Raw genomic sequence first — 19,185 nt, 5'->3', positions numbered from 1 at the left:
CCCTAATTGACAGCCGTGGCGAGTACGTGTGCTTCCGCTTGTACTGCCTCCCCTAAACACGGGCGCACCGTGTGTGCAAGCACTTGTAGCGGCAGTTTTTTCGCTGACAACAACTGGGCGAGGCGTTGTTCATCCCACTCTGTACAGACGAAGCCGACCCAAGCGAAACCTTCGCCTTGCACAACTTGTACGTTCTGCACCCCGAGTGCCACCTGTGTGAGCGCCGACCGTACCGCCGTTACTTTTTTTCCGTCGATCACTCCGGCTCCTTTCAAGCCGACATATGTCAAAGGCCGCTCCCGCTCCCCTTCGGCCATCGGCTTCGGCAGCGTAAATACAGGCGTACGCGCCCGTGTCGCCATGCGCCCAACGTTAGCAATATCTTCGACGACGGCACTCGCTGTCGGCAGTTCTCCGGCACCTTGCCCAATTAGCGTTACGTCTTGCACGATATCTCCTTCGACGTGCAGCGCGTTGTAAACGTCGTTAACTGCTGCGAGCGGGTGTCCGTCGGCGACTAACGTCAGCTGCACACCTAAGGTCGGCGCCTCTCCCCGCCGTAGTTCCGCGTTCGCTAACAGCTTTACTGTATACCCCAGTTTTTGCGCCAAGCGAATTTCTTCTAAAGTGATCGCCGTAATGCCTTCGCGCGTAATGTCCCGAAGCGGCGCGTCGATCCCGAAGGCGAGGCGGGCGAGAATCGCCAGTTTGTACATCGCGTCATACCCTTCGACGTCGGACGTCGGATCCGCTTCCGCGTAACCGCACGCTTGCGCTTCGGCGAGTACGTCCGCAAACGATCGGCCGTCACGCGCCATTTGCGTTAAAATGTAATTCGTCGTCCCATTCAATATGCCGGAGAGACGCGTGACGCGATTAACTTTTAAAAAGTGCTGCAACACGCCGATCAGGGGGATCCCGCCTCCGACACTCCCCTCGTACAGCAGCTCTACCCCGTGCTCCCGCGCCTCTTTCTCCAAGGCGAGGCCGTGTTTCGCCAGTAGTTCCTTGTTCGCGGTCACGACGTGGCACCCTTTGCGCATCGCCGCCGTTATATACGTGATTGCTGGTTCAACCCCGCCCATCACTTCGACGACGACATCTGTCTCGTCTAGCAAGTCTTCGCGAAACTGGGTCGTTAGCAGCGGTTCTATTCCCGGCAATGGCCGCTTTTTGTCTGCATTTAGGACGAGAACTGACTGGACAGAGACATCCAGTCCTAGCCTTTCTTTTAAAAGTTCACCGTTTTGCTTAATCGTTTTATACACACCGCTACCGACAGTACCACAACCGAGTAACATGACGCGAAGTTGTTTCATTCCATTCTCCCTTTCTCGTGTACGTTCTCTGTTCACAATCCTCGTGATATGCGCGATTCCTTCCGTACGCACAACCATCTCAAACACTTTTTTAAAAAGAAAAAACCCCTTCACAATGAAAAGGGGTTACACGTGTTTCCTAATGGTGCACCCACTTCTCATCTTTCAAAGCACTAAAAAAGCGCTCTGCAGGAATTAGCACCTTTCTCACGGTGTCCACAGGACACAGGTGAGACGGTTGCCGGGTTTCATCGGGCCAGTCCCTCCACCACTCTAGATAACAAGCTGGTGTTTCACACAAAGTATCCAATTGTCAATTGTTTTCTATTATGCCATACGAAATAAAAATGTCAACAGCGATCGCGATCAGGCGCTCGTAACGTCAGGACTTTTCGTCTGACGAGCCGATACCAAACACTTATTTTACACGTCGCTTACAGACGGAATTCCAGGGATACTTTTCGCGGCCGTCACCGCTTGTAAAATCGCTTCGGCAACGACGTTCGCGGCGAGGGCGCCGACTAAGTCGACCGTCGCTTGTACTTGCCCCCCAGCGAGCGCGAACAGTGTATCCCCGTCCATCATCGTGTGCGCGGGTACGACCGTGCGCGCTAAACCGTCCTGCGCCATTTGTGCAACTTTCGTCGTGCGCGCTTTGGACATTTTCGCATTCGTGGCGATGACGCCGATCGTCGTATTGGCTCCGGGAAAAGTTAGTTTCTGGTCACTGTTGTCTTGTAGCCACGCCACCGTATCGACGAGCGTGCCGTCCCCCTTGCGTGGCCCAGCGACAATGTCGCCACTGGCAGGGTCGACGATGTGACCGTAGGCGTTGACGGCGACGAGCGCGCCGACGACGAGTCCGTCGGACAAGCGGACCGACGCGGTCCCGATGCCTCCTTTCATCGCGTGCGCCATCCCGAGCGCCTTTCCGACCGTCGCGCCGCAACCCGCACCGACATTGCCGACAGCTACTTCGGTTGAAGCAACTTCACAGGCGCGGTAACCCATCGTATCGTCTGGCCTCACCGCGGCATCTCCCACCGACAAGTCATATAAAACGGCTGCAGGGACGATTGGCACCCGCGCGTCGCCCGTATCGAGTCCGATCCCACGCTCTTCCAGGTAAGCCATCACCCCAGTGGCCGCCTGTAAGCCGAATGCACTCCCACCGCTCAACAGCACCGCATGGACGCGTTCGACTAAATTAATCGGTGCGAGTAAGTCCGTCTCCCGCGTCCCCGGTGCTGCGCCTCTCACGTCGACACCGCAGACCATCGGCTTGTCAGCCAAAATGACCGTGCACCCTGTTAGCGCCCCTTCTTGTTGCGCATGACCGACCCGCACACCGGGTACATCTGTAAGTTGTCCCATCTCCATCCCCCGCTTCACTTATCGTTAATGTCCATAGTTCGCGCTGTCCATTCGCAATTCCTTCTAACCGCGCAAAAAAGTGTTCAACAGACAACGTTTGACACTAAGCGACAGCAAAACATTCGACAGGAACCGCACGATTAGCTTACGGAAAGTGTAAATTTGTTAAATGAAACTCACTGCTCTCGCTCAGCCAACCGTTGTTGCGCCATGCGCACCATTTCCTTGACCATTCGTCCACCGATGTAACCCCCGACCTTTCCCGCACTGCTCGCCTGCAGTTGACCGTTATACCTCCGAGACAAAGGAACGCCCAATTTCCGCGCGACGACGTATTTCACTTCATCGGCCGGAATCGTACGCCCGTAATTCCGACTAATGACGTGTGCTTGTAGCCGTTCGAGTCCTTCGCGCGATGCCGGATTCAACTGTTTGTTTCGCTGTGCCACATCGCCACCTCCTAATTGTCCATAGTAGAATTGACCACTGCTGTGTCACTCGGAGAAGACCACTTGTATGTTTATTGTTTGCCTTTATGTACAAAAAAAACGCCCCCCTTTAAGAGGGACGTTTCCGACTAGCGAGGCGAGCACTAACGAGCAAAAATATGGCGTCCAATTTTCACTGTTTGCGCACGACTCCAAATCCAGGCGGAAGTGGCCGTGTCTGGGTTGAAGTAATAGAGCGAATCATGCGTCGGGTCTTCTCCCCGCACTGCATCGCGTACCGCGCGGCGCGCTTCGTCGTCTGGCTGCAAATTAATTTGACCGTCGTTCACCGCGGTAAACGCGTCCTTTTCAAAGATGACGCCTTTGATCGTGTCCGGAAAGTCTTTCGAAGCGAGACGGTTCATAATGACAGCGGCGACTGCGACTTTACCTTTATATGTTTCGCCACGCGCTTCACCGTGCACTGCCCGCGCCATCCACTCCAGCTCGTGGTCAGAAATACTCGTCTTTTTTAATGCCTTCCACGTATGGTGTCCAGCGACCCCATCCTTCTGTAAACCACGATCCTTTTGAAATTGCACGACAGCTTCGCGCGTCGCTTTTCCGAAGTTCCCGTCCAACTTCATATCGTAACCGAGTAAGATCAACCGGTGCTGCAAATCCCAGACGTCGCCGTTCTGACTTCCCGTTTTAACTGTTCGCGGCGCCTGCGCTTCCGCCTGTGAAGTTGTCAATGGCATCATTAGAATAGCAATCATAAAAAAGGCTAATCCTAAACGAAAGTATTTATAAAAAGACATGAAATCCTCCTTAAAGTTAGTATGAATTTAGTATAGGGACACGAGAATTCACTTTCAATATGACTCTATTGGGTAAAATGGAAGGGATTTCATCGCACTGAAAAATATCACAGTTCGGTGGCCCCATTTTGACTAACTGTCAACTTTATAAACATTTATGTTGATTTATTCCCCGCTTTTGTTCATAATAAGTAGTAGAGATCGCGTTCGGGACTAAGAGCGACATCTAGTCCATGCGACATCCACAACTTACATAAGGAGGATTTTTTCTCATGGCTAAACACGAATTACCGGCACTTCCTTACGACTATAACGCCTTAGAGCCACACATCGACGAACAAACGATGCGCATCCACCACGATCGGCACCACGGCACTTACGTGAACAACTTAAACAACGCATTGGAAGGTCATGCTGACCTCGAAGCGAAAAGCTTAGACGACTTGCTCGTTTCACTCGACAGCGTTCCGGAAAATATTCGTACAGCTGTCCGCAACAACGGCGGAGGTCATTCGAACCACACCTTCTTCTGGCAAATCCTCAGCCCAAACGGCGGCGGTGCACCGACTGGCACCCTCGCGGACGCCATTAACGACACGTTCGGTAGCTTTGACGCGTTCAAAGAGAAGTTCGCCGCAGCAGCCGCTGGACGGTTCGGAAGCGGCTGGGCTTGGTTGATCGTCGACAACGGCAAATTGGCCATCACGAGCACGCCGAACCAAGACACGCCGATTATGGACGGTCTCACGCCGATCTTGGGGCTCGACGTGTGGGAACACGCCTACTACTTGAAGTACCAAAACAAGCGTCCGGAATACATTAAGGCGTTCTGGAACGTCGTTAACTGGGACGAAGTCAGCAAACGATACGACGCCGCGAAATAACGACGGGATGTACGATCCGTTAGCTAACGACAAAGCGGGGCTAACCGAGAAAGGTCACTTTTTCAGTGAACCTTCCGGTTAGCCCCGCTTTCGTTATCCTATGACAGTACCGTCAAATAGTAAAACATTATGCGATCGGTCAGCCTAATGCACTCGCCATACGTACTTAAGTTCATTTTGAACCGTTTATCTCCCAAGAACTTATGACGCTAAAATATACTCTCCAGTTCTTTATTTAAGTAATATATCCTCTAGTCCCAACACGTCGTCACAAATGTAATCGGCAGCGAGCTCGGTGAATGTCGCTCGCGCTTCCTGCCCTGATAACCCGGTTAATGTAGCCGCAAAGCGGCAGCCGATGCTGCGCGCCGCCATGAAGTCGGCGACCGAATCGCCGACGACGAGCACGTCGTCGCGATCTTCGTACGGTAACATAACCTTGAGCACCTCGTCGTCTGAACAGGAACGTCCCATGATCCCTTTCACATACGTATATGGCTCCGGCTTGCCGAGCGGCGCCTGTTCGCGGAACGCAGCCTCGGCTGCTACGACATCGGAAGCGGTAACGATACGATTCGCGTCAAACAACTCCCATAACCCGAGTGCCTGTAACGGAACTTCCGCCTCCAACCGCGGTCGCCCCGTACCGATGCCGAGCGTTAGCCCTTGCGCGCGCAACTGCGAGAGCAGCTTGCGGAGTCGTGCTGGCTCGGCAAGCGGTACCTCGTTGTCTAAAAACCCGCGTTTGCCCTTCGTGCGCGGTGGCTCCCCTTCGGCGCGCGCGTAATACGCATCTCCTAAATACCACTCTTGATAAGCGCGTTGCCCGAGCCGCCACAGTCCACTGCTTTTGGAAAAACAGTCCGTCTCAATCCCAAGCCACTCGCGAGCCAATTCGTTCAGATAAAGGATGATATCTTGCTTGTCCGCGTCACAGCTGGCGAAATCGGTGACGAATGCGCCATAATCGGGTGTAAAAGCGACCGCATCTGCTTTTACCGCACGGCCAATCGCCTGCAACGCGTCTTGCTCGAGCGAGGCACTAAGCGCATCCGCAACGAGTCCTGGATGGTGTGGTTTCAGTGTCGCTAACAGACGCAGCAACTGGTAAGACGCACTTAAAAAGACCATATCCCAGTTCGAATTTATACCGCGCGCCTTAACAAAGTTAAGCACTTGATTATCGTGAAACACTTCCCGGCGCAGACGGCGAATGTCTCGCTCCGCCGGCGTTAGGGAAAAGCGTTCCCCTGCAAGACCGACATAATCCTCACTGTACAGCAACTCCCACACCGTCAACGCCGACGCGTCAAAACAACGTTCTTCACTTAAAAACACACCGTCTACATCAAACAATACGACTTTGACCAATAGCTTAGCTCCCTCCACTATTTTCTTTACTTTATCAAAAATAAACGCTTACGGGAATAGCGTACGAAGCGTTTCTTACGCCGGCCACCTTGTAGCTCCGAAAGTTGCTGGAAGACGCTTCAAAAAGCAAGTACCCCTGCCCTTGCCACGACCACGAGAGGCGGTCGCAGTCAGCAAAGGATCAGAGGTACTAGATATATACTGTAACTCCCTGTAACTCCATAGATGCCAGGTTTCTCCATTAGCACACAAGCCGCCACACTGTTACTCAGCCGCGGCAGCTGGTGCCAAACCTTTCTTATTCGTCTTTACCGGTAACAGAAGACGTTCGAGCCATCCCATGACGAGGTCGACGACGATCACCATCAGTGCCGAAGGAATTGCGCCGCCTAACACAATCGCTTCTCCGTTCGTGGCGTTAATGCCGCGCACGATGATCGACCCGAGTCCGCCACCGCCGACGAAGACTCCGATTGTCGCAATACCGATCGAAAGAACCATCGCGATCCGCAGCCCGGCCATAATGACGGACAGCGCGAGCGGCAGTTCGACCATTTTCACCATTTGCCACCTCGTCATTCCCATGCCGCGCCCCGCTTCGCGCAACGACGCATCGACGCCGCGAATGCCAGTGTACGTATTTTTAATAATCGGTAACAACGAGTACAAAAAGAGCGCCATGACGACCGTGTTCGGTCCTAACCCCATCACGAGCATAAGCAACACTAACATCGCCAGCGCCGGTACCGTCTGAATCACATTGGCCAAGCCGATGACGAAACCGCTCAAGCGGTGATGGCGCGCAATAAAAATGCCGATCGGAATACCGACGATTGCCGCAAACAACACGCCGTAAAAGGCGAGCAGAAAGTGCCGCAGCGACGCTTGCAATAAATACTCGGTGTTTTGCGTAAAGTAAACGAGCACATCTGATAAAATATCCAGTTTCACTCACCTCCAACCATTCTAACCTCCAACCATTCTAAAAAACGAGCTCATGACCGAGAGCTCTGCTTAATAACGCCTCCCCTGCTAAACTGACTGCTGAAAGGGGCCATTATCCTACTTCTCATACTGCTCGCTCCTCAATCGAAGTAATTGTGTCTTTCGAGGAAATTTTTGGCAACCAATGCCGGCTCGAGCAATTTCACGTCTGCTTCATAGTTGAATTGCGTCGCAGTCTCCGTATCGATTTTCCCCTCTAGTTTCTTGATTGCCTCACCGATTTCCGGATATTTCCTAAGCACGTCATTGCGCACGACTGCCGAACCTTGATACGGTGGGAAGAAACGCTTATCATCTTCCAGCGGTACTAAATCGTACGCCTTCACCCGGCCATCCGTCGAGTAGGCGAGTACGACGTCCATCTCTCCGTTGTTAACGGCGTCGTACACTAACCCGATTTGCATCGGATATTTCTTACCAAAATCGAAACCGTACGTCTTCACAAACGCTTTGTAACCGTCGCCTTTGCGCTGCATCCACGTACCGTCGACGCCGAAGCGAACGTTTGAAGCAATCTTCTCCAGATCGGACACCGTTTTTAAGTTTTCTTTCTCCGCCAACTGACGCGTCACGGTAAACGCGTACGTGTTTTCCAACCCGTACGGAGCAAACCACGTTTGGTCAAAACTTTCGTCAAACCCTTTTTGCACTTTTTTCAACGCGCGCTCTGGATTCGTATCCGGCTCTTCTTGCAATGCCCCCGTCAGGTCAGTGCCGACGTAACGCACCGCGGAAATGTCAATTTGTCCACTCGTCATCGCATTGTGGACGACTGTCGTCGCCCCCATATTTTCGACGAGTTCCACGTTGACGTCTGTATCATGCTCAATCATCAGTTTAAGCACGTACGCGAGTACCGTCGGTTCGGTCATGTTTTGCGCACCTATTTTTACCGTGTTCTCGGAAGCTGTGCCGAGACCAGGCAACGTACAGCCGCTCGCGACCGTCGCGATACTCGCGATCACAACACAAACGATTAACATCTTCCATCGCTTTGTCTTCACTGTATCCAAGATAACCCCCAGTCTACAAAAATCGCCAACCGATCATCCATAGTTAATCCGTGTTAAACGAATGATACTTTTACGGTACAATCTAAATTTCGAACCGTACGATCCAATGTGCCATCCAACGCGTGCAGCCCATGTGGCGTCCAACGCGTGCCTCATGTTCCACTAATAACACCCTTCAGCCCTTTAGCGAAAAAAGCGTCGGCTTGGCACGAATGGCTTTACCCGCAGCAACGTTTTAACTTGCAGCGGTTTGTTTCATCTTGCGCAATCCGATCGGTGTCGCCCGTCTCTCCAATCGGGAAAGTAGGAAATCGGCTATGAGAGCGATCGCTGTCGCAGGAATGGCGCCAGCTACGACTAATTCGGTACGGTATAAATCGAGACCCGTAAAGATCAAGTCACCTAATCCACCAGCACCGATGAACGAAGCGAGTGTCGCCCAACCGATAATGTACACCGTCGCCACCCTTACGCCGGCCATGACCGTCGGCATCGCCAGCGGGATTTCGACGTCGCGCACGAGTTCCCACGTCGTCATCCCCATCCCGCGACCGGCTTGCACCAAGTTGCTATTCACTTCCGAGATGCCTGTGTATGTGTTTTGCAAAATAGGCAAAATCGAGTACAAAAACAGGGCACTAATAGCCGGAACGGTTCCCAATCCTAACACCGGGATAAAAAAAGCCAGCATCGCCAGACTCGGGATGGTCTGTAATACACCAGCTACCCCAAGCACAACTTTTGCCGTTTTCGGCATGCGCGTAAGCACGATGGCGAGTGGAATGGCAAGTAACGCCCCTAATAACACCGCAATAAACGAAATGTACAGGTGTTCCCATATTTTTTCTAGCACTAAACCGGATGATTCATTCAAAAAGCTGATGATGTTTTCCATCGCGATCACCTAATTTGCTTTCCCAGCAGGATCTGCTTCGCTTTCGCTCCAGAGCGAATCGTACACGATGTCGACGATACTTGCCCGCGTGACAATACCGACGAGGCGGCCGTTGTCGACAACAGGTACGTATTTCATCCCGCCTTTTAAAATTTTGCGGATCGTATCGCGCAGCAACGTCCCTTTTTCAACAGTGTACACGTCTTCGACCATGACGTCTCCGACGAGTAACGCTTTCCGCCGCGAACGGTCGACCGTTTCAATGTCGATGTATCCAAGTAAGTGCTGCTCCTCGTCGACGACGAGCAACGTGTCGACGCGCCGCGTTTTCATAAGTTGGATCGCCAGCTCGAGCGGCTTATCCGGCAAGATCGTCACCGGTTTCTCGTTCATCATTTGCTCGACCGTCTCAATGCTCGGCCTTACTTGCACGAGGCGATCCTTTCCGATAAACTCTTCGACGAACGCGTCCGCCGGTTCACGCAATATGTCGTCGGGCGATCCGACTTGCACTAACTTCCCAGCACGCATAATGACGATGCGATCCGCTAGTTTCAGCGCTTCGTCCATGTCGTGGGTCACAAACACGATCGTCTTGTCTAACGCTTTTTGTAGTTTTTTAAATTCTTCCTGTAACTGATCCCGCGCAATCGGGTCAAGTGCACCGAACGGTTCGTCCATTAAAATAAGCGGCGGGTTAGCCGCCAGGGCACGCAAGACACCAATGCGCTGCTGCTGACCACCGCTTAATTCGTGAGGGTAGCGATGGGCAAATTTTTGCGGATCCATCTGTACTAATTCCAACAGTTCTTCAGCCCGTTCACGCCGCTTTTTTTCCGGCCACTTCAGCAACTTAGGAACGAGCGCGATGTTTTCTTGAATCGTCATATGTGGAAAAAGTCCGATCTGTTGAATGACATATCCGATCGAACGTCTCAGTTTCACCGGGTCTTGGTCGAGAATATTCTCTCCCTCGAGATAAATTGTTCCATGCGACGGTTCGATTAAACGGTTCACCATTTTCATCGTCGTCGTTTTACCGCAACCACTAGGCCCGATGAGTACGACGAACTCACCTTTCGGAACATCGAGAGTCAATTCGTCAACTGCCTTGACCCCACGTGAATATATTTTAGAAACACGGTCAAATTTTAACAAAAGAAATAACCCCTCCTGCCTTCTTTACTTATTAATGTTAGTATTTTTCCCGAAATCATGCAAATATCCTCTGCTACGCTAAGAACGGCTATACATGGCTGAGGCGGGATTCTTTCACTAGCGGCTATTTCATTCATAGTAATACTCGCGGATAAACCGTTATCATCGCATTTTCTACGTTTTCGCCTTTTTTCCGTTAAGGAATATGTCCATTAACTAGCAATCTTTAACACGACAAGGTGCAAATAGGTGAGTTCCCGCTTATTTCCCCTTTAAAAAATTATTACACTTGGCCTTTGCTGCCTTTCTTCTTGACACTTGAAGGTTAAAAAGGTAAAAAAAAGTGGGAGGTGAGACACACGTTCACCTCGATGGTACGGTATGGCGGAATGTCTTCAATATGCGCGCAAGTGCCGCTGGCTGTTCCAAAGGGACATAATGTCCGGCTGCCGTTACAATTTCCGTTTGCACACTCTCGTTTTGCGCGGTCAATGCCTCCCTCGCTCGCGGCGGCAGTAAACGGTCGTCGCTACCGTACACGGCTAGGAGCGGAATTGTCAGCTTGGCTACGACCTCGGCGCCGCTTTTATACTCGTCGCACGCCCGAAAGTCAATATGTGCCGTCAGCGGCGGGCAGTCATTCAGTGCCGCGCGCTCTTCTGCCAGTAGCGCGTCGTCTACCTGTTTACTGTAAGAGGCGTAAAAGAGCGCCTCCGGATACTCCCCTTGCGCCAGCTGCGCCAACAGCTTCGAGTGTACCGGCAGTTCGAAATGGCTGTTAACGAGGACGAGCGCCTGAACTAGCGGTGACCGCTTGGCGAGTTCAATGCCGATGAGGCCGCCCAGCGAATGGCCGACGACAATGAGTGGTTGTCCTGCCAACGGCACGCGAGCTGGTGCACGGCGTTCGCATCGCCCGCCGTAAGGCGCCACACCTTCCTCATCGATCCGTTGCCCCATGCCTTCGCCGCGGGGCACCTTCACTTCTGTGGACGGCTGCTTCCCCGCCCCTTCTATGGCTCCTTCGAGCAACGACTGCACATAAGCAGCTTGCGCCTCGACCGTTGTCAGCGGGCGGCCGCAATGCGCGCCGTGGCCGGGTAAGTCGATTGCGATGTAAGGGTTATCAATATAAGGTAGCACTTTACGCCACTTAGCGCGTGAACCGCTAGCCCCGTGAATGAATAAAAAAAGTGGATCTTGTTGTCGGTTGTTCATCACCTGCTGCCGATTATTCATTGCTCGGTGTCACTCCCATTCAAATAGCGTATCGTTTTTCACTTTGCACTTCAACAAAGCGCTCATACAAAAAAATACATAACTATGTTGTCATGATTTTTTCTCCTTAAAAGTGATCGAGACCTCTTGCTGTGAAATGGCAAACACTTGATTCGCATATGATTTCGCAAAGCTGTCTAAGTGTGTTTTTATGTTTTGTAAAACATGAACGTTTTCCTTTGTTTTTTCGTCCGTCTTGGTACGAATCTCTTTAAACATTTTGCCTTTACTTCTTTCAGCTTCATCGTCAATCGACTGTTTCCATTTTTCGTTGCTCTTAACGAGGTGATCGATATGCTTGTTGAGAGGTTTGCTCCGTGCCCAAAGTTCTTCAAAATCGACATCGATCAATAGGAGATCAATTGATATTTGATCAGTATCACTCAAAGTCTTTTCCCCCTAACCGATCTCAAAAATTGCGGATAATTTTTTGTCCGCTTCAAATAAATCCTCAATGCTCTTACGCATCTTACGTACAAAACGGCGCCCCGCGATAATCTGATTGTGAATCGTTGGCGCTACACTGCCGATATCAGACATATTTAGCGACGAGAAGGAATCGTTAACCGATACTTTCACGATCTCAGTCGAACCGTATAAGCTGGAATTCGATGACCATATCGACGTACGCATTTGATTTTCTTTAATCCCTCCTAAGCTATAAAAGCTTTTAGGGTTTGCTTCTATGTGATTAATCTTATCTCGAACTCTCTTTACTCTCGCTTGATAGTCATTAACAAACACCTGTTGGAGAGTCCCGCCAAACTGCTCCAAAATGCTCTCCTGTTCGTCAAAAATAGCCATTCCCTTCTGATACATGCTATTAAGCCCCTATAGTAACTTGGACATCACTAAACACTTTAAGTTATACTAGTGATGAAAGGGGCAGAATCAAATGAAACGCCGTCAGTTCACCAAGGAATTTAAAATCCAAGTCGCAAAGGAAGCCATGGAGGTTGGTAACCAAGCGCTAGTTGCTCGCCGCTATGATCTCGGTTCTAACTTGCTTAACCGATGGGTTCGCGAATATAAGGACGGGCACTACGGGGACGTCCCGATCGAATCCGCCCAACCACGCGAATTCAGTGATCTTGCTCAGGAAAATGATCAGCTAAAACGGTTGTTGGGCGAAAAGGATTTAGAAATTGCCATTTTGCGTGATCTTGTAAAAAAGCAGCACCCTCACTTGCTGAAAAGATTGAAGTAGCGGACAAGTGGATTTCTAAGGGATACCCGATCCAAACCGTTTTACGGATTGTCCACGTACCGCGTTCCACCTATTACTATCAGAAACACTATCGGGTGAAGGAGAAGAAAGTAAGTGGGGGGAGACCGGCACCAGGTTACTCCTTCACAAACAGCGGGCAAAAAGTGTCCGACGAACAAATTAAAGAATGGCTTATGGAGCTCGTCTCGGGTGATGGCTACGCGTATGGGTACCGAAAATTAACGGTGGCGCTCCGTTCGACGTACGATTTAGTCATTAATAAGAAAAAAGTGTACCGTCTCTGCAAACGGTTAGGCATCTTACTGCCGCAGCGACGGAAGCGAATCCGCCACCCTAGGCGCCTTGCACGTAACCGCCTCGTTGAGCGATCGAATGAGCTGTGGGAAACAGACATCAAGTATGGGTACATTGCCGGAGAAAACCGCTTTTTCTTCCTGCTTTCCTACATTGACGTTTATGACCGTTCGATTATTGACTATCATGTTGGATTAGCTTGCGAAGGTCAAGACGCTGTTCAGGTGCTACAACGAGCGCTTTCGACACGCGGGCTTCAGGAGGCACAAGAAAAGCCGATCATCCGGACGGACAATGGTCCACAGTTCGTATCTAAAGTATTCGAAGAAGCTTGTGAACACTACGGTTGTGAGCACGAACGTATTCCGCCGAACACACCGAATAAAAATGCCCATATTGAGGCGTTTCATCGGATCGTTGAGGACGAATGCTTCAACAAGTATTCCTTTGAGACGTACGAGGAAGCATATCGTACCGTCATAGGCTTTATGGACTTTTATAACAACCGCCGCATACACGGTAGTATTGGGGACATGAGCCCCGCGCAGTTTTTCCATGCGCATCAAACATCTTCGTTGCGCACGAAAGCCGTTCGACTCTGATCCTTCCCTTTCGTCTTCCAAGCCAACAGCCGCTGTAAGACGTGACGTCAAGGGCGAGCGAAAGCGAGGGCGTAGCCTTTACCCTTGACGGAAGGTCTGAAGCGACTACACTTCTATTGACGAAAGGAAGCGAGAACCAGAGATAACGTGAGCTTGTAGTTATGTATGTCCAGTTTTAAGGGGTTTATCCGCATGCGCACAGCTGAGGAGATATTCACTTCGATCGGTTCGCCTCCTTTCCCACCTTTATAGTACAACATATCTCCCTCGCGATAGCCTTTCCACAATCCCTCATCCTTCCCTTTCACACGTTGTAGCGCATTGAGCATTTCCTCAACAGAGTGGCTCGCTTCAATGGGCGCTAATTTTTTTAATAGCTCACTAAAAGTATCAATCCGCCCCGATGCCCGTTTGTATATTTTAACCAATTTACGGACAGCATTGATGTACTCGGAAGGTAACAACATTGTCTTCCAAGAACCGCGGAAATAATTCTTTTCCTGTATATCTTCAATTAATTTTTCGTGGCTCGCAATCAGATCCTCAACAACTTGATACAGCGCTTGTAAATCCTCCTCTAGCCCAGTTAATTCGGAGGTAACCTCCTTCTTTTGCGCCTCTTCGATGTATCCACCTTCGACCAACGCTGATAATACGGGGTCAGCATGTTTTCTTATGTAAGCGACCGCAGCCAATACGTTAGGAAATTTCTCGCGCATACTTTGAATCATTGCGATTAAATCTCCGCTTCGGTTTGATATAGTCGAGCTTGGATTATCCGTTAACTCGTTAATAAGGTCCAAGTCAATGCCGATCGCTTCCCGAAGTACTGCTTGCAACCCACCGTTTCTGTAACTTTCCCTATATTCCACAAAGAGGGCTTGGATCTTCCGTATTTCCTCTTCCGGAATTTGCTCCACATAGTCGCGTAAACCGGGATAGTCCGGATTTGTCTCGATTAAAATCATTTCGCCGACATCGATAAACCCAGCCTCCCGGATACTCACACCGTAAAGCGGATCGTTACGCGACACGTAGCGAACCATATTATCTGTGACACTAATGCCGTCTACCTTCTTGTTTTTGTAGTATTCTTCTGCGAATTTGGCGACTTCGACGGGAGGGAGGGTGAAGATGGCGTTTTTATCCCGGTGATCTACATTGAATTTTTTAGCCACTTCCCACTGGAAATCATCATCAATAAGCCAGAGAAGATTAATGTTTGGTTGTGCCCCGTTAACGCTGTACAATTTATCAAAGTACAGTTTAACGTCGTCGCTAGCCGCTAATCGAAGATTGAGGTGATGGTTATCGGCCTGTGAATGGCCTAAGCCGATCGTCAGTGGCTCCTTGCCCTTCGCCAGCTTTTTTGCTCTTTTTTCGACCTCATCTACAAATATGCGTGTGTTCACATACTGACTATCATCTTGTCCACTCAAAATACCAAAAAAATTGTATAGCCAGTCTTCCATAGTCTGACTCCCGCGGGATACGACATACACTTGATTAATTTTTTTCTTTTCATCGTGAAAGTGAATCGCAATTCCGACATAACCGGACTCGTCTTTGACATTTTTTACTTCTCGCGAAGGAATGATAGTGACGTTAGCCGGGAGTTCCCTTCCCGTCTCTTCCGCATAAATTCTGCGAATTTCCTTTTCGTAACCCGCCTCCTTAAGATCTTCATAACTTAATTCAGAAATACGTAGCCTTAACTCAGGTGTATTAAAAATTTCTTCATTCGCCATCCTGATCACTCCTTTCTTCCAAATCGGCATCAATAAACGTCACGGACTCCATCAACCGTTTCGCCTTCTCTTCTTCCTTTTCCACATCTAAATTACAGGGCTTCTCTGCATCTTGACAGGTGGCACTGTACATAAATCTAATTCCTTGGTGGCGTTCTTTCGCTTTTATGTAGCTGAAAAAGGCATACACTGTATCGTTTTCATGTTCGAATTCCTTTTTCCCACTTCCGTAATAGATCGTTTTACCTGACATGCTTATCTCTTCAAATTCACCATCTTTTAAAAACCGACGCAGACTATTTAACTGACTGTCGACATGGTCTGCATATACATCGTTCTGGTATTTAATATCGACTGAATAGACCTCGTTCGATTCCTTTAAACCGTAGTCACCACCGAAGCTTGTATATTCATAGTGATCACCAGGTGCTGAATACACCTTATCCGCCATCTTCGCATTCTCTGGAAATAACATCGTAAAACCGTTAACCCCCGAACGGAATAAGTAATAACCTTCCTGCACAGGTTCTGTAGAGTCCATAAACTTGCGAGTGAATTCATCCTGAAAAGCCGTGACTTGTGGCAATTCGCCCTCTGGTATCCCTTTCATTTTGTCGTGTTCTTTACTTTGATAATTCATTTGGCAACCCCCTAGCACTAAAAGTAAGCTAATGAAGACGGCACAGATGGGATGTCTCAAAATTGTAACTCCCTTCATCTTTCGCTCACCTTTTCTATATGTACGATTATGACTATTTTTTATTATGGAATCAAGGGTTATTTTGATCTATTTTTATATCTTTAGCGGGATGGCGCTTTCGCCCTTTCTGTTCTTCCTTTTTCACATCTAAATCACATGGTTTTTCTGCAGCTTGACACGTGAGTTACCCACAACCGTTTATAACTAAAGTACCAATAACCCTAATCCCCTGCCATGTTATAATCGTCAATATACGACAAACGACTCGGAGGTCACTATGAATCGTACGGATCGGCTGTTAGGCATCTTGCTCGAATTGCAACGTCGACGACAGACGCGGGCGGAAGATTTAGCAGCGTTGTTCGAAATTAGTGTGCGTACCGTCTATCGGGATATTCAGGCGCTTTGCGAAGCAGGTGTACCGATCGCCGCTGTCCCCGGACAAGGGTACTCCCTCGTAGACGGGTACTTTTTGCCACCGGTCGCCTTCCTTCCTGAAGAGGCCATTGCGCTACTTTGCGGTAGCGAAGTGATGGCTCATAAACTCGATGCCGAATGGCAGCGTCACAACCGTTCCGCTCACGCTAAAATCGAGGCACTCCTGAGCGAACGCCAGCGCATGCAAGTACTACAATTGCGGGAAATGATCCGTTTTTTGCCCGACAGCTATGTCCATTCCGCCCCGCTGCGTGCACACGTCATGAGCGAACGCGAGAATGAATACTTAACCACCTTGCGCAAAGCAATCGCCGACTGTGAAGCTGTAACATTTTCGTATCGGAAAAAGCACACAGGCGGTACAGACGACGAGACAGAGCGAAAAGTCTATCCGTACGGCCTCGTTCATTTAACGGATTCGTGGTACTTAATCGCTTTTTGTTCGTTGCGGGAAGCGATCCGCCATTTCCGTTTAGACCGCATGCGCAAGTTGAAACGACTACCTGAGAACTTTCAGCTACCCGCAGATTTCTCACTATCTACTTACTCGCCGCCGGACGATCGTCGGTTACGAATTGTCGTACGTTTTTCCCCGTCGATCGCTCCTGCGGTGTTAGAATCCCGTTTTTACTACATTGACACGTATGAAGAACGTAGCGACGGATTGTACGTCACGTTGCGCGCACGGCACGAGCGGGAAGTCTTGTCATGGATTCTCAGTTGGGGAAGTCGTGCGTTCGTGCTCGAGCCCCAGTCCTTACAAGAGACTATACGCGAAGAAATACAGGCGATAGCGCGTGTATATCCTTAAAAACTACTGACATAATGGTGTCAGGAGCACTTGCGTACGATGGTTATGGACGGGTGAACGACATGTCATTTACCGCAAAAATATTTAAGCAGTGAATGGTAAATCTACCGAGCGTTCAACCCGCCACCCATAAACACAAGGGGGATGACGAGATGAAACACACGACAGAGGCAAGAAGCGCACAGACGACGCTACAAGAACTTGAGGCGTTAATTCAACATTATGTGCAGGAGCTGGACAACTACACCCTCAAACAACTGACGTACAAACCGCAACCGGAACAGTGGTCGCTCGGACAAATGTACAACCACCTGATCAAGTCAGCACTTTACATGCAATTTCCGGCCGTTGAACAGTGTGCACTAGTAGAGGCAAGCGATGGCGAAAAGACAGCGGCAGGAGAACAAATTTTCCGGAACGATGCCTTTCCGCCGACGAAAATTAAAGTGCCCCCTTCACCGGCATACACACCGCAAAACCCCGGGGACAAAGATGAATTGCACACAGGTATGACGGCAGTATTGACGCAAGCGCGTACCATCGCCGACAAACTTGAGACGGTATCCTCGTGCGGCAAGGTGCGGCACCCCGGGTTTGGCGCTTTAAACGCACACGAGTGGTTTCAACTAACCGAAATGCATTTCCGTCACCACTTACGCCAGAAGAAAGAAATAGACAACCTTTTACAACAATAACCGGCAAACACCCCTTATAGCTCGTACTCGAGTGAAGGGGTGTTTTTCCGCTATTAACGTTTTGCGGGCCACTTCGGATGCAATCTCGCACCTTGAGCAAGTAGACCGCAAATTCACCGTATGGTAATGTAATGAGTAACATTAGACAAAAAAATGACAAGTGGAGGAGATTGACGATGCAAGAGCAAACGATGCGCGAGCAAGCGATGCAAGAACATGCCACACAAGTGCCAGAAATCCAGGAACAAATGAAGCAACTAGACCAACATCTTACTGACTACGTACGCCCCGCAACGTTTCCCTTAGCCGTACGGGTCTTAAAAAAAGATGAGCCACTCCCCCCGCGCGCAAAGCGCCCGCACCGCGATTTAGGGGTCAAACTAAGCATTTGTCAAGGGGTGACGATGGCGCGCACGTACGGCTGGGCAATCGCCTTAGGGGGCGCAGACGTGTCCTGTCCGATTGCCAAAGCAGTGTTTCACTTCGAAGAGCCCGTCGATTACTACACCGACGGCCACTTAGCGTGCGGCATGTACACAGAGACGGTCGAGGCTGGCGTCAAAACGGAGGAAGCCGTACCTAAGTTTGCTAAAGATGAAAGCGGCATCATCGCGATCGCACCGTTATCCCGGACCACGTTCGAGCCAGACCTCGTCATCGTTTACGGAAACTCGGCACAAGTGATGCGCATGGTCGCTGCCGCCTTGTACAAAAAAGGGGGCGCCCTTACCTCGACATTTTCTGCCCGCGCCGACTGCGCCGATATGATCATTAAGACGAAACAGAGCAACGAACCACAAGTCATTTTGCCGTGCTACGGCGACCGCGTCTTTGGCCAAACACAAGATCACGAAATGGCCTTTACACTACCGTTCGGGCACGTGGACGATTTTCTCGTCGGTTTACAAGGGACGCACCGCGGCGGCGTGCGCTATCCGATTCCGCAATTTTTACAATATGAAGCAAATTATCCCGCTACATACAAAAAGCTGAATGATCTGTGGGAGCAGAAGACGCAGGAGTGAGAGGCACGTCAAACATAACGCACGGGACAGGCTAGAGGGTTGATGACTAGTGACGACATCGATGACTAGTGACGACATCGTTATACTATTTTCAGCTG

General features: G+C 50.1%; 20 protein-coding genes and 1 riboswitch. Of the genes, 6 read left to right on the top strand and 14 right to left on the bottom strand.

What is annotated here, in order from left to right:
- Positions 1-2 precede the first annotated feature (2 nt).
- From BN1247_RS02225 to BN1247_RS02210, 4 genes are all read right to left on the bottom strand, one after another.
- Entirely contained in the window at positions 3-1,319 is a 1,317-nt protein-coding gene (locus BN1247_RS02225) for a homoserine dehydrogenase (RefSeq protein ID WP_054948925.1), read from the bottom strand.
- A 155-nt stretch (positions 1,320-1,474) separates the two neighbouring features.
- A riboswitch (SAM riboswitch) is annotated at positions 1,475-1,603 on the bottom strand.
- A gap of 139 nt (positions 1,604-1,742) precedes the next feature.
- Positions 1,743-2,693 (bottom strand): P1 family peptidase, encoded by a 951-nt coding sequence (locus BN1247_RS02220; protein WP_197278544.1) that lies wholly within the window; start codon positions 2,691-2,693, stop codon positions 1,743-1,745.
- Between the two features lie 176 nt (positions 2,694-2,869).
- Positions 2,870-3,142, bottom strand: a complete 273-nt coding sequence (locus BN1247_RS02215; RefSeq protein ID WP_054948923.1) for an alpha/beta-type small acid-soluble spore protein — start codon at positions 3,140-3,142, stop codon at positions 2,870-2,872.
- A 143-nt stretch (positions 3,143-3,285) separates the two neighbouring features.
- Positions 3,286-3,942: a cell wall hydrolase gene (locus BN1247_RS02210; protein WP_054948922.1), complete on the bottom strand. Its 657-nt coding sequence runs from the start codon at positions 3,940-3,942 to the stop codon at positions 3,286-3,288.
- Between the two features lie 272 nt (positions 3,943-4,214).
- On the opposite strand from BN1247_RS02210, the gene BN1247_RS02205 reads away from it, so the two are divergent.
- Positions 4,215-4,826, top strand: coding sequence for a superoxide dismutase (locus tag BN1247_RS02205; RefSeq protein ID WP_054948921.1), 612 nt, complete (start codon positions 4,215-4,217; stop codon positions 4,824-4,826).
- Between the two features lie 231 nt (positions 4,827-5,057).
- Here BN1247_RS02205 and BN1247_RS02200 read toward each other — a convergent pair whose 3' ends face one another.
- The 8 genes from BN1247_RS02200 to BN1247_RS02165 form a co-directional block, all read right to left on the bottom strand.
- Entirely contained in the window at positions 5,058-6,197 is a 1,140-nt protein-coding gene (locus BN1247_RS02200) for an HAD family hydrolase (protein WP_054948920.1), read from the bottom strand.
- Between the two features lie 264 nt (positions 6,198-6,461).
- Entirely contained in the window at positions 6,462-7,142 is a 681-nt protein-coding gene (locus BN1247_RS02195) for an ABC transporter permease (RefSeq protein ID WP_054951454.1), read from the bottom strand.
- A 140-nt stretch (positions 7,143-7,282) separates the two neighbouring features.
- Complete coding sequence (locus BN1247_RS02190; RefSeq protein WP_082416002.1) at positions 7,283-8,185, bottom strand: osmoprotectant ABC transporter substrate-binding protein; 903 nt, start codon at positions 8,183-8,185, stop codon at positions 7,283-7,285.
- A gap of 265 nt (positions 8,186-8,450) precedes the next feature.
- Positions 8,451-9,110: an ABC transporter permease gene (locus tag BN1247_RS02185; protein ID WP_054951452.1), complete on the bottom strand. Its 660-nt coding sequence runs from the start codon at positions 9,108-9,110 to the stop codon at positions 8,451-8,453.
- Between the two features lie 9 nt (positions 9,111-9,119).
- On the bottom strand, positions 9,120-10,268 hold the full coding sequence (locus BN1247_RS02180) for a betaine/proline/choline family ABC transporter ATP-binding protein (RefSeq protein ID WP_054948919.1): 1,149 nt from the start codon (positions 10,266-10,268) through the stop codon (positions 9,120-9,122).
- 363 nt (positions 10,269-10,631) lie between these two features.
- Entirely contained in the window at positions 10,632-11,507 is an 876-nt protein-coding gene (locus BN1247_RS02175) for an alpha/beta fold hydrolase (RefSeq protein ID WP_054948918.1), read from the bottom strand.
- Positions 11,508-11,597: 90 nt separating this feature from the next.
- A complete protein-coding gene (locus tag BN1247_RS02170) occupies positions 11,598-11,933 on the bottom strand; it encodes a hypothetical protein (protein ID WP_054948917.1) in 336 nt (111 codons plus the stop codon).
- A 12-nt stretch (positions 11,934-11,945) separates the two neighbouring features.
- Entirely contained in the window at positions 11,946-12,365 is a 420-nt protein-coding gene (locus BN1247_RS02165) for a hypothetical protein (protein ID WP_054948916.1), read from the bottom strand.
- A gap of 76 nt (positions 12,366-12,441) precedes the next feature.
- Between BN1247_RS02165 and BN1247_RS02160 the strand changes: the two genes are divergently transcribed.
- Both BN1247_RS02160 and BN1247_RS02155 read left to right on the top strand, forming a co-directional pair.
- Complete coding sequence (locus tag BN1247_RS02160; RefSeq protein ID WP_054948915.1) at positions 12,442-12,753, top strand: transposase; 312 nt, start codon at positions 12,442-12,444, stop codon at positions 12,751-12,753.
- On the top strand, positions 12,744-13,670 hold the full coding sequence (locus tag BN1247_RS02155; RefSeq protein ID WP_054948914.1) for an IS3 family transposase: 927 nt from the start codon (positions 12,744-12,746) through the stop codon (positions 13,668-13,670). Before BN1247_RS02160 ends, BN1247_RS02155 begins: the two co-directional genes overlap by 10 nt.
- Positions 13,671-13,783: 113 nt before the next feature.
- On the opposite strand, the gene BN1247_RS02150 is transcribed toward BN1247_RS02155, so the two are convergent.
- Together BN1247_RS02150 and BN1247_RS02145 are read right to left on the bottom strand one after the other, a co-directional pair.
- Positions 13,784-15,418 carry a DUF6792 domain-containing protein gene (locus tag BN1247_RS02150; RefSeq protein WP_054948913.1) on the bottom strand — a complete coding sequence of 545 codons (1,635 nt, stop codon included), beginning with the start codon at positions 15,416-15,418 and terminating at the stop codon, positions 13,784-13,786.
- Entirely contained in the window at positions 15,408-16,058 is a 651-nt protein-coding gene (locus BN1247_RS02145; RefSeq protein ID WP_054948912.1) for a hypothetical protein, read from the bottom strand. Before BN1247_RS02145 ends, BN1247_RS02150 begins: the two co-directional genes overlap by 11 nt.
- Before the next feature lie 337 nt (positions 16,059-16,395).
- On the opposite strand from BN1247_RS02145, the gene BN1247_RS02140 reads away from it, so the two are divergent.
- From BN1247_RS02140 to BN1247_RS02130, 3 genes are all read left to right on the top strand, one after another.
- Positions 16,396-17,367, top strand: a complete 972-nt coding sequence (locus BN1247_RS02140) for a helix-turn-helix transcriptional regulator (RefSeq protein WP_054948911.1) — start codon at positions 16,396-16,398, stop codon at positions 17,365-17,367.
- 152 nt (positions 17,368-17,519) lie between these two features.
- Positions 17,520-18,062, top strand: coding sequence for a DinB family protein (locus BN1247_RS02135; RefSeq protein WP_054948910.1), 543 nt, complete (start codon positions 17,520-17,522; stop codon positions 18,060-18,062).
- 176 nt (positions 18,063-18,238) lie between these two features.
- Positions 18,239-19,087: a DUF169 domain-containing protein gene (locus tag BN1247_RS02130; RefSeq protein WP_315969583.1), complete on the top strand. Its 849-nt coding sequence runs from the start codon at positions 18,239-18,241 to the stop codon at positions 19,085-19,087.
- Positions 19,088-19,185 lie beyond the last annotated feature (98 nt).

Source organism: Numidum massiliense, from assembly GCF_001375555.1.
Classification (GTDB): Bacteria; Bacillota; Bacilli; order Thermoactinomycetales; family Novibacillaceae; genus Numidum; species Numidum massiliense.
Note: the sequence above shows the minus strand (reverse complement) of the source record. Positions and strands in the feature narration are given on the sequence as shown.

Coding starts and splice junctions, on each gene's coding strand:
- BN1247_RS02190 (WP_082416002.1), bottom strand. CDS start 8,185: ATGTTAATCGTTTGTGTTGTGATCGCGAGTATCGCGACGGTCGCGAGC.
- BN1247_RS02160 (WP_054948915.1), top strand. CDS start 12,442: ATGAAACGCCGTCAGTTCACCAAGGAATTTAAAATCCAAGTCGCAAAG.
- BN1247_RS02165 (WP_054948916.1), bottom strand. CDS start 12,365: ATGTATCAGAAGGGAATGGCTATTTTTGACGAACAGGAGAGCATTTTG.
- BN1247_RS02130 (WP_315969583.1), top strand. CDS start 18,239: ATGCAAGAGCAAACGATGCGCGAGCAAGCGATGCAAGAACATGCCACA.
- BN1247_RS02135 (WP_054948910.1), top strand. CDS start 17,520: ATGAAACACACGACAGAGGCAAGAAGCGCACAGACGACGCTACAAGAA.
- BN1247_RS02225 (WP_054948925.1), bottom strand. CDS start 1,319: ATGAAACAACTTCGCGTCATGTTACTCGGTTGTGGTACTGTCGGTAGC.
- BN1247_RS02185 (WP_054951452.1), bottom strand. CDS start 9,110: ATGGAAAACATCATCAGCTTTTTGAATGAATCATCCGGTTTAGTGCTA.
- BN1247_RS02220 (WP_197278544.1), bottom strand. CDS start 2,693: ATGGGACAACTTACAGATGTACCCGGTGTGCGGGTCGGTCATGCGCAA.
- BN1247_RS02145 (WP_054948912.1), bottom strand. CDS start 16,058: ATGAATTATCAAAGTAAAGAACACGACAAAATGAAAGGGATACCAGAG.
- BN1247_RS02140 (WP_054948911.1), top strand. CDS start 16,396: ATGAATCGTACGGATCGGCTGTTAGGCATCTTGCTCGAATTGCAACGT.
- BN1247_RS02205 (WP_054948921.1), top strand. CDS start 4,215: ATGGCTAAACACGAATTACCGGCACTTCCTTACGACTATAACGCCTTA.
- BN1247_RS02150 (WP_054948913.1), bottom strand. CDS start 15,418: ATGGCGAATGAAGAAATTTTTAATACACCTGAGTTAAGGCTACGTATT.
- BN1247_RS02210 (WP_054948922.1), bottom strand. CDS start 3,942: ATGTCTTTTTATAAATACTTTCGTTTAGGATTAGCCTTTTTTATGATT.
- BN1247_RS02175 (WP_054948918.1), bottom strand. CDS start 11,507: ATGAATAATCGGCAGCAGGTGATGAACAACCGACAACAAGATCCACTT.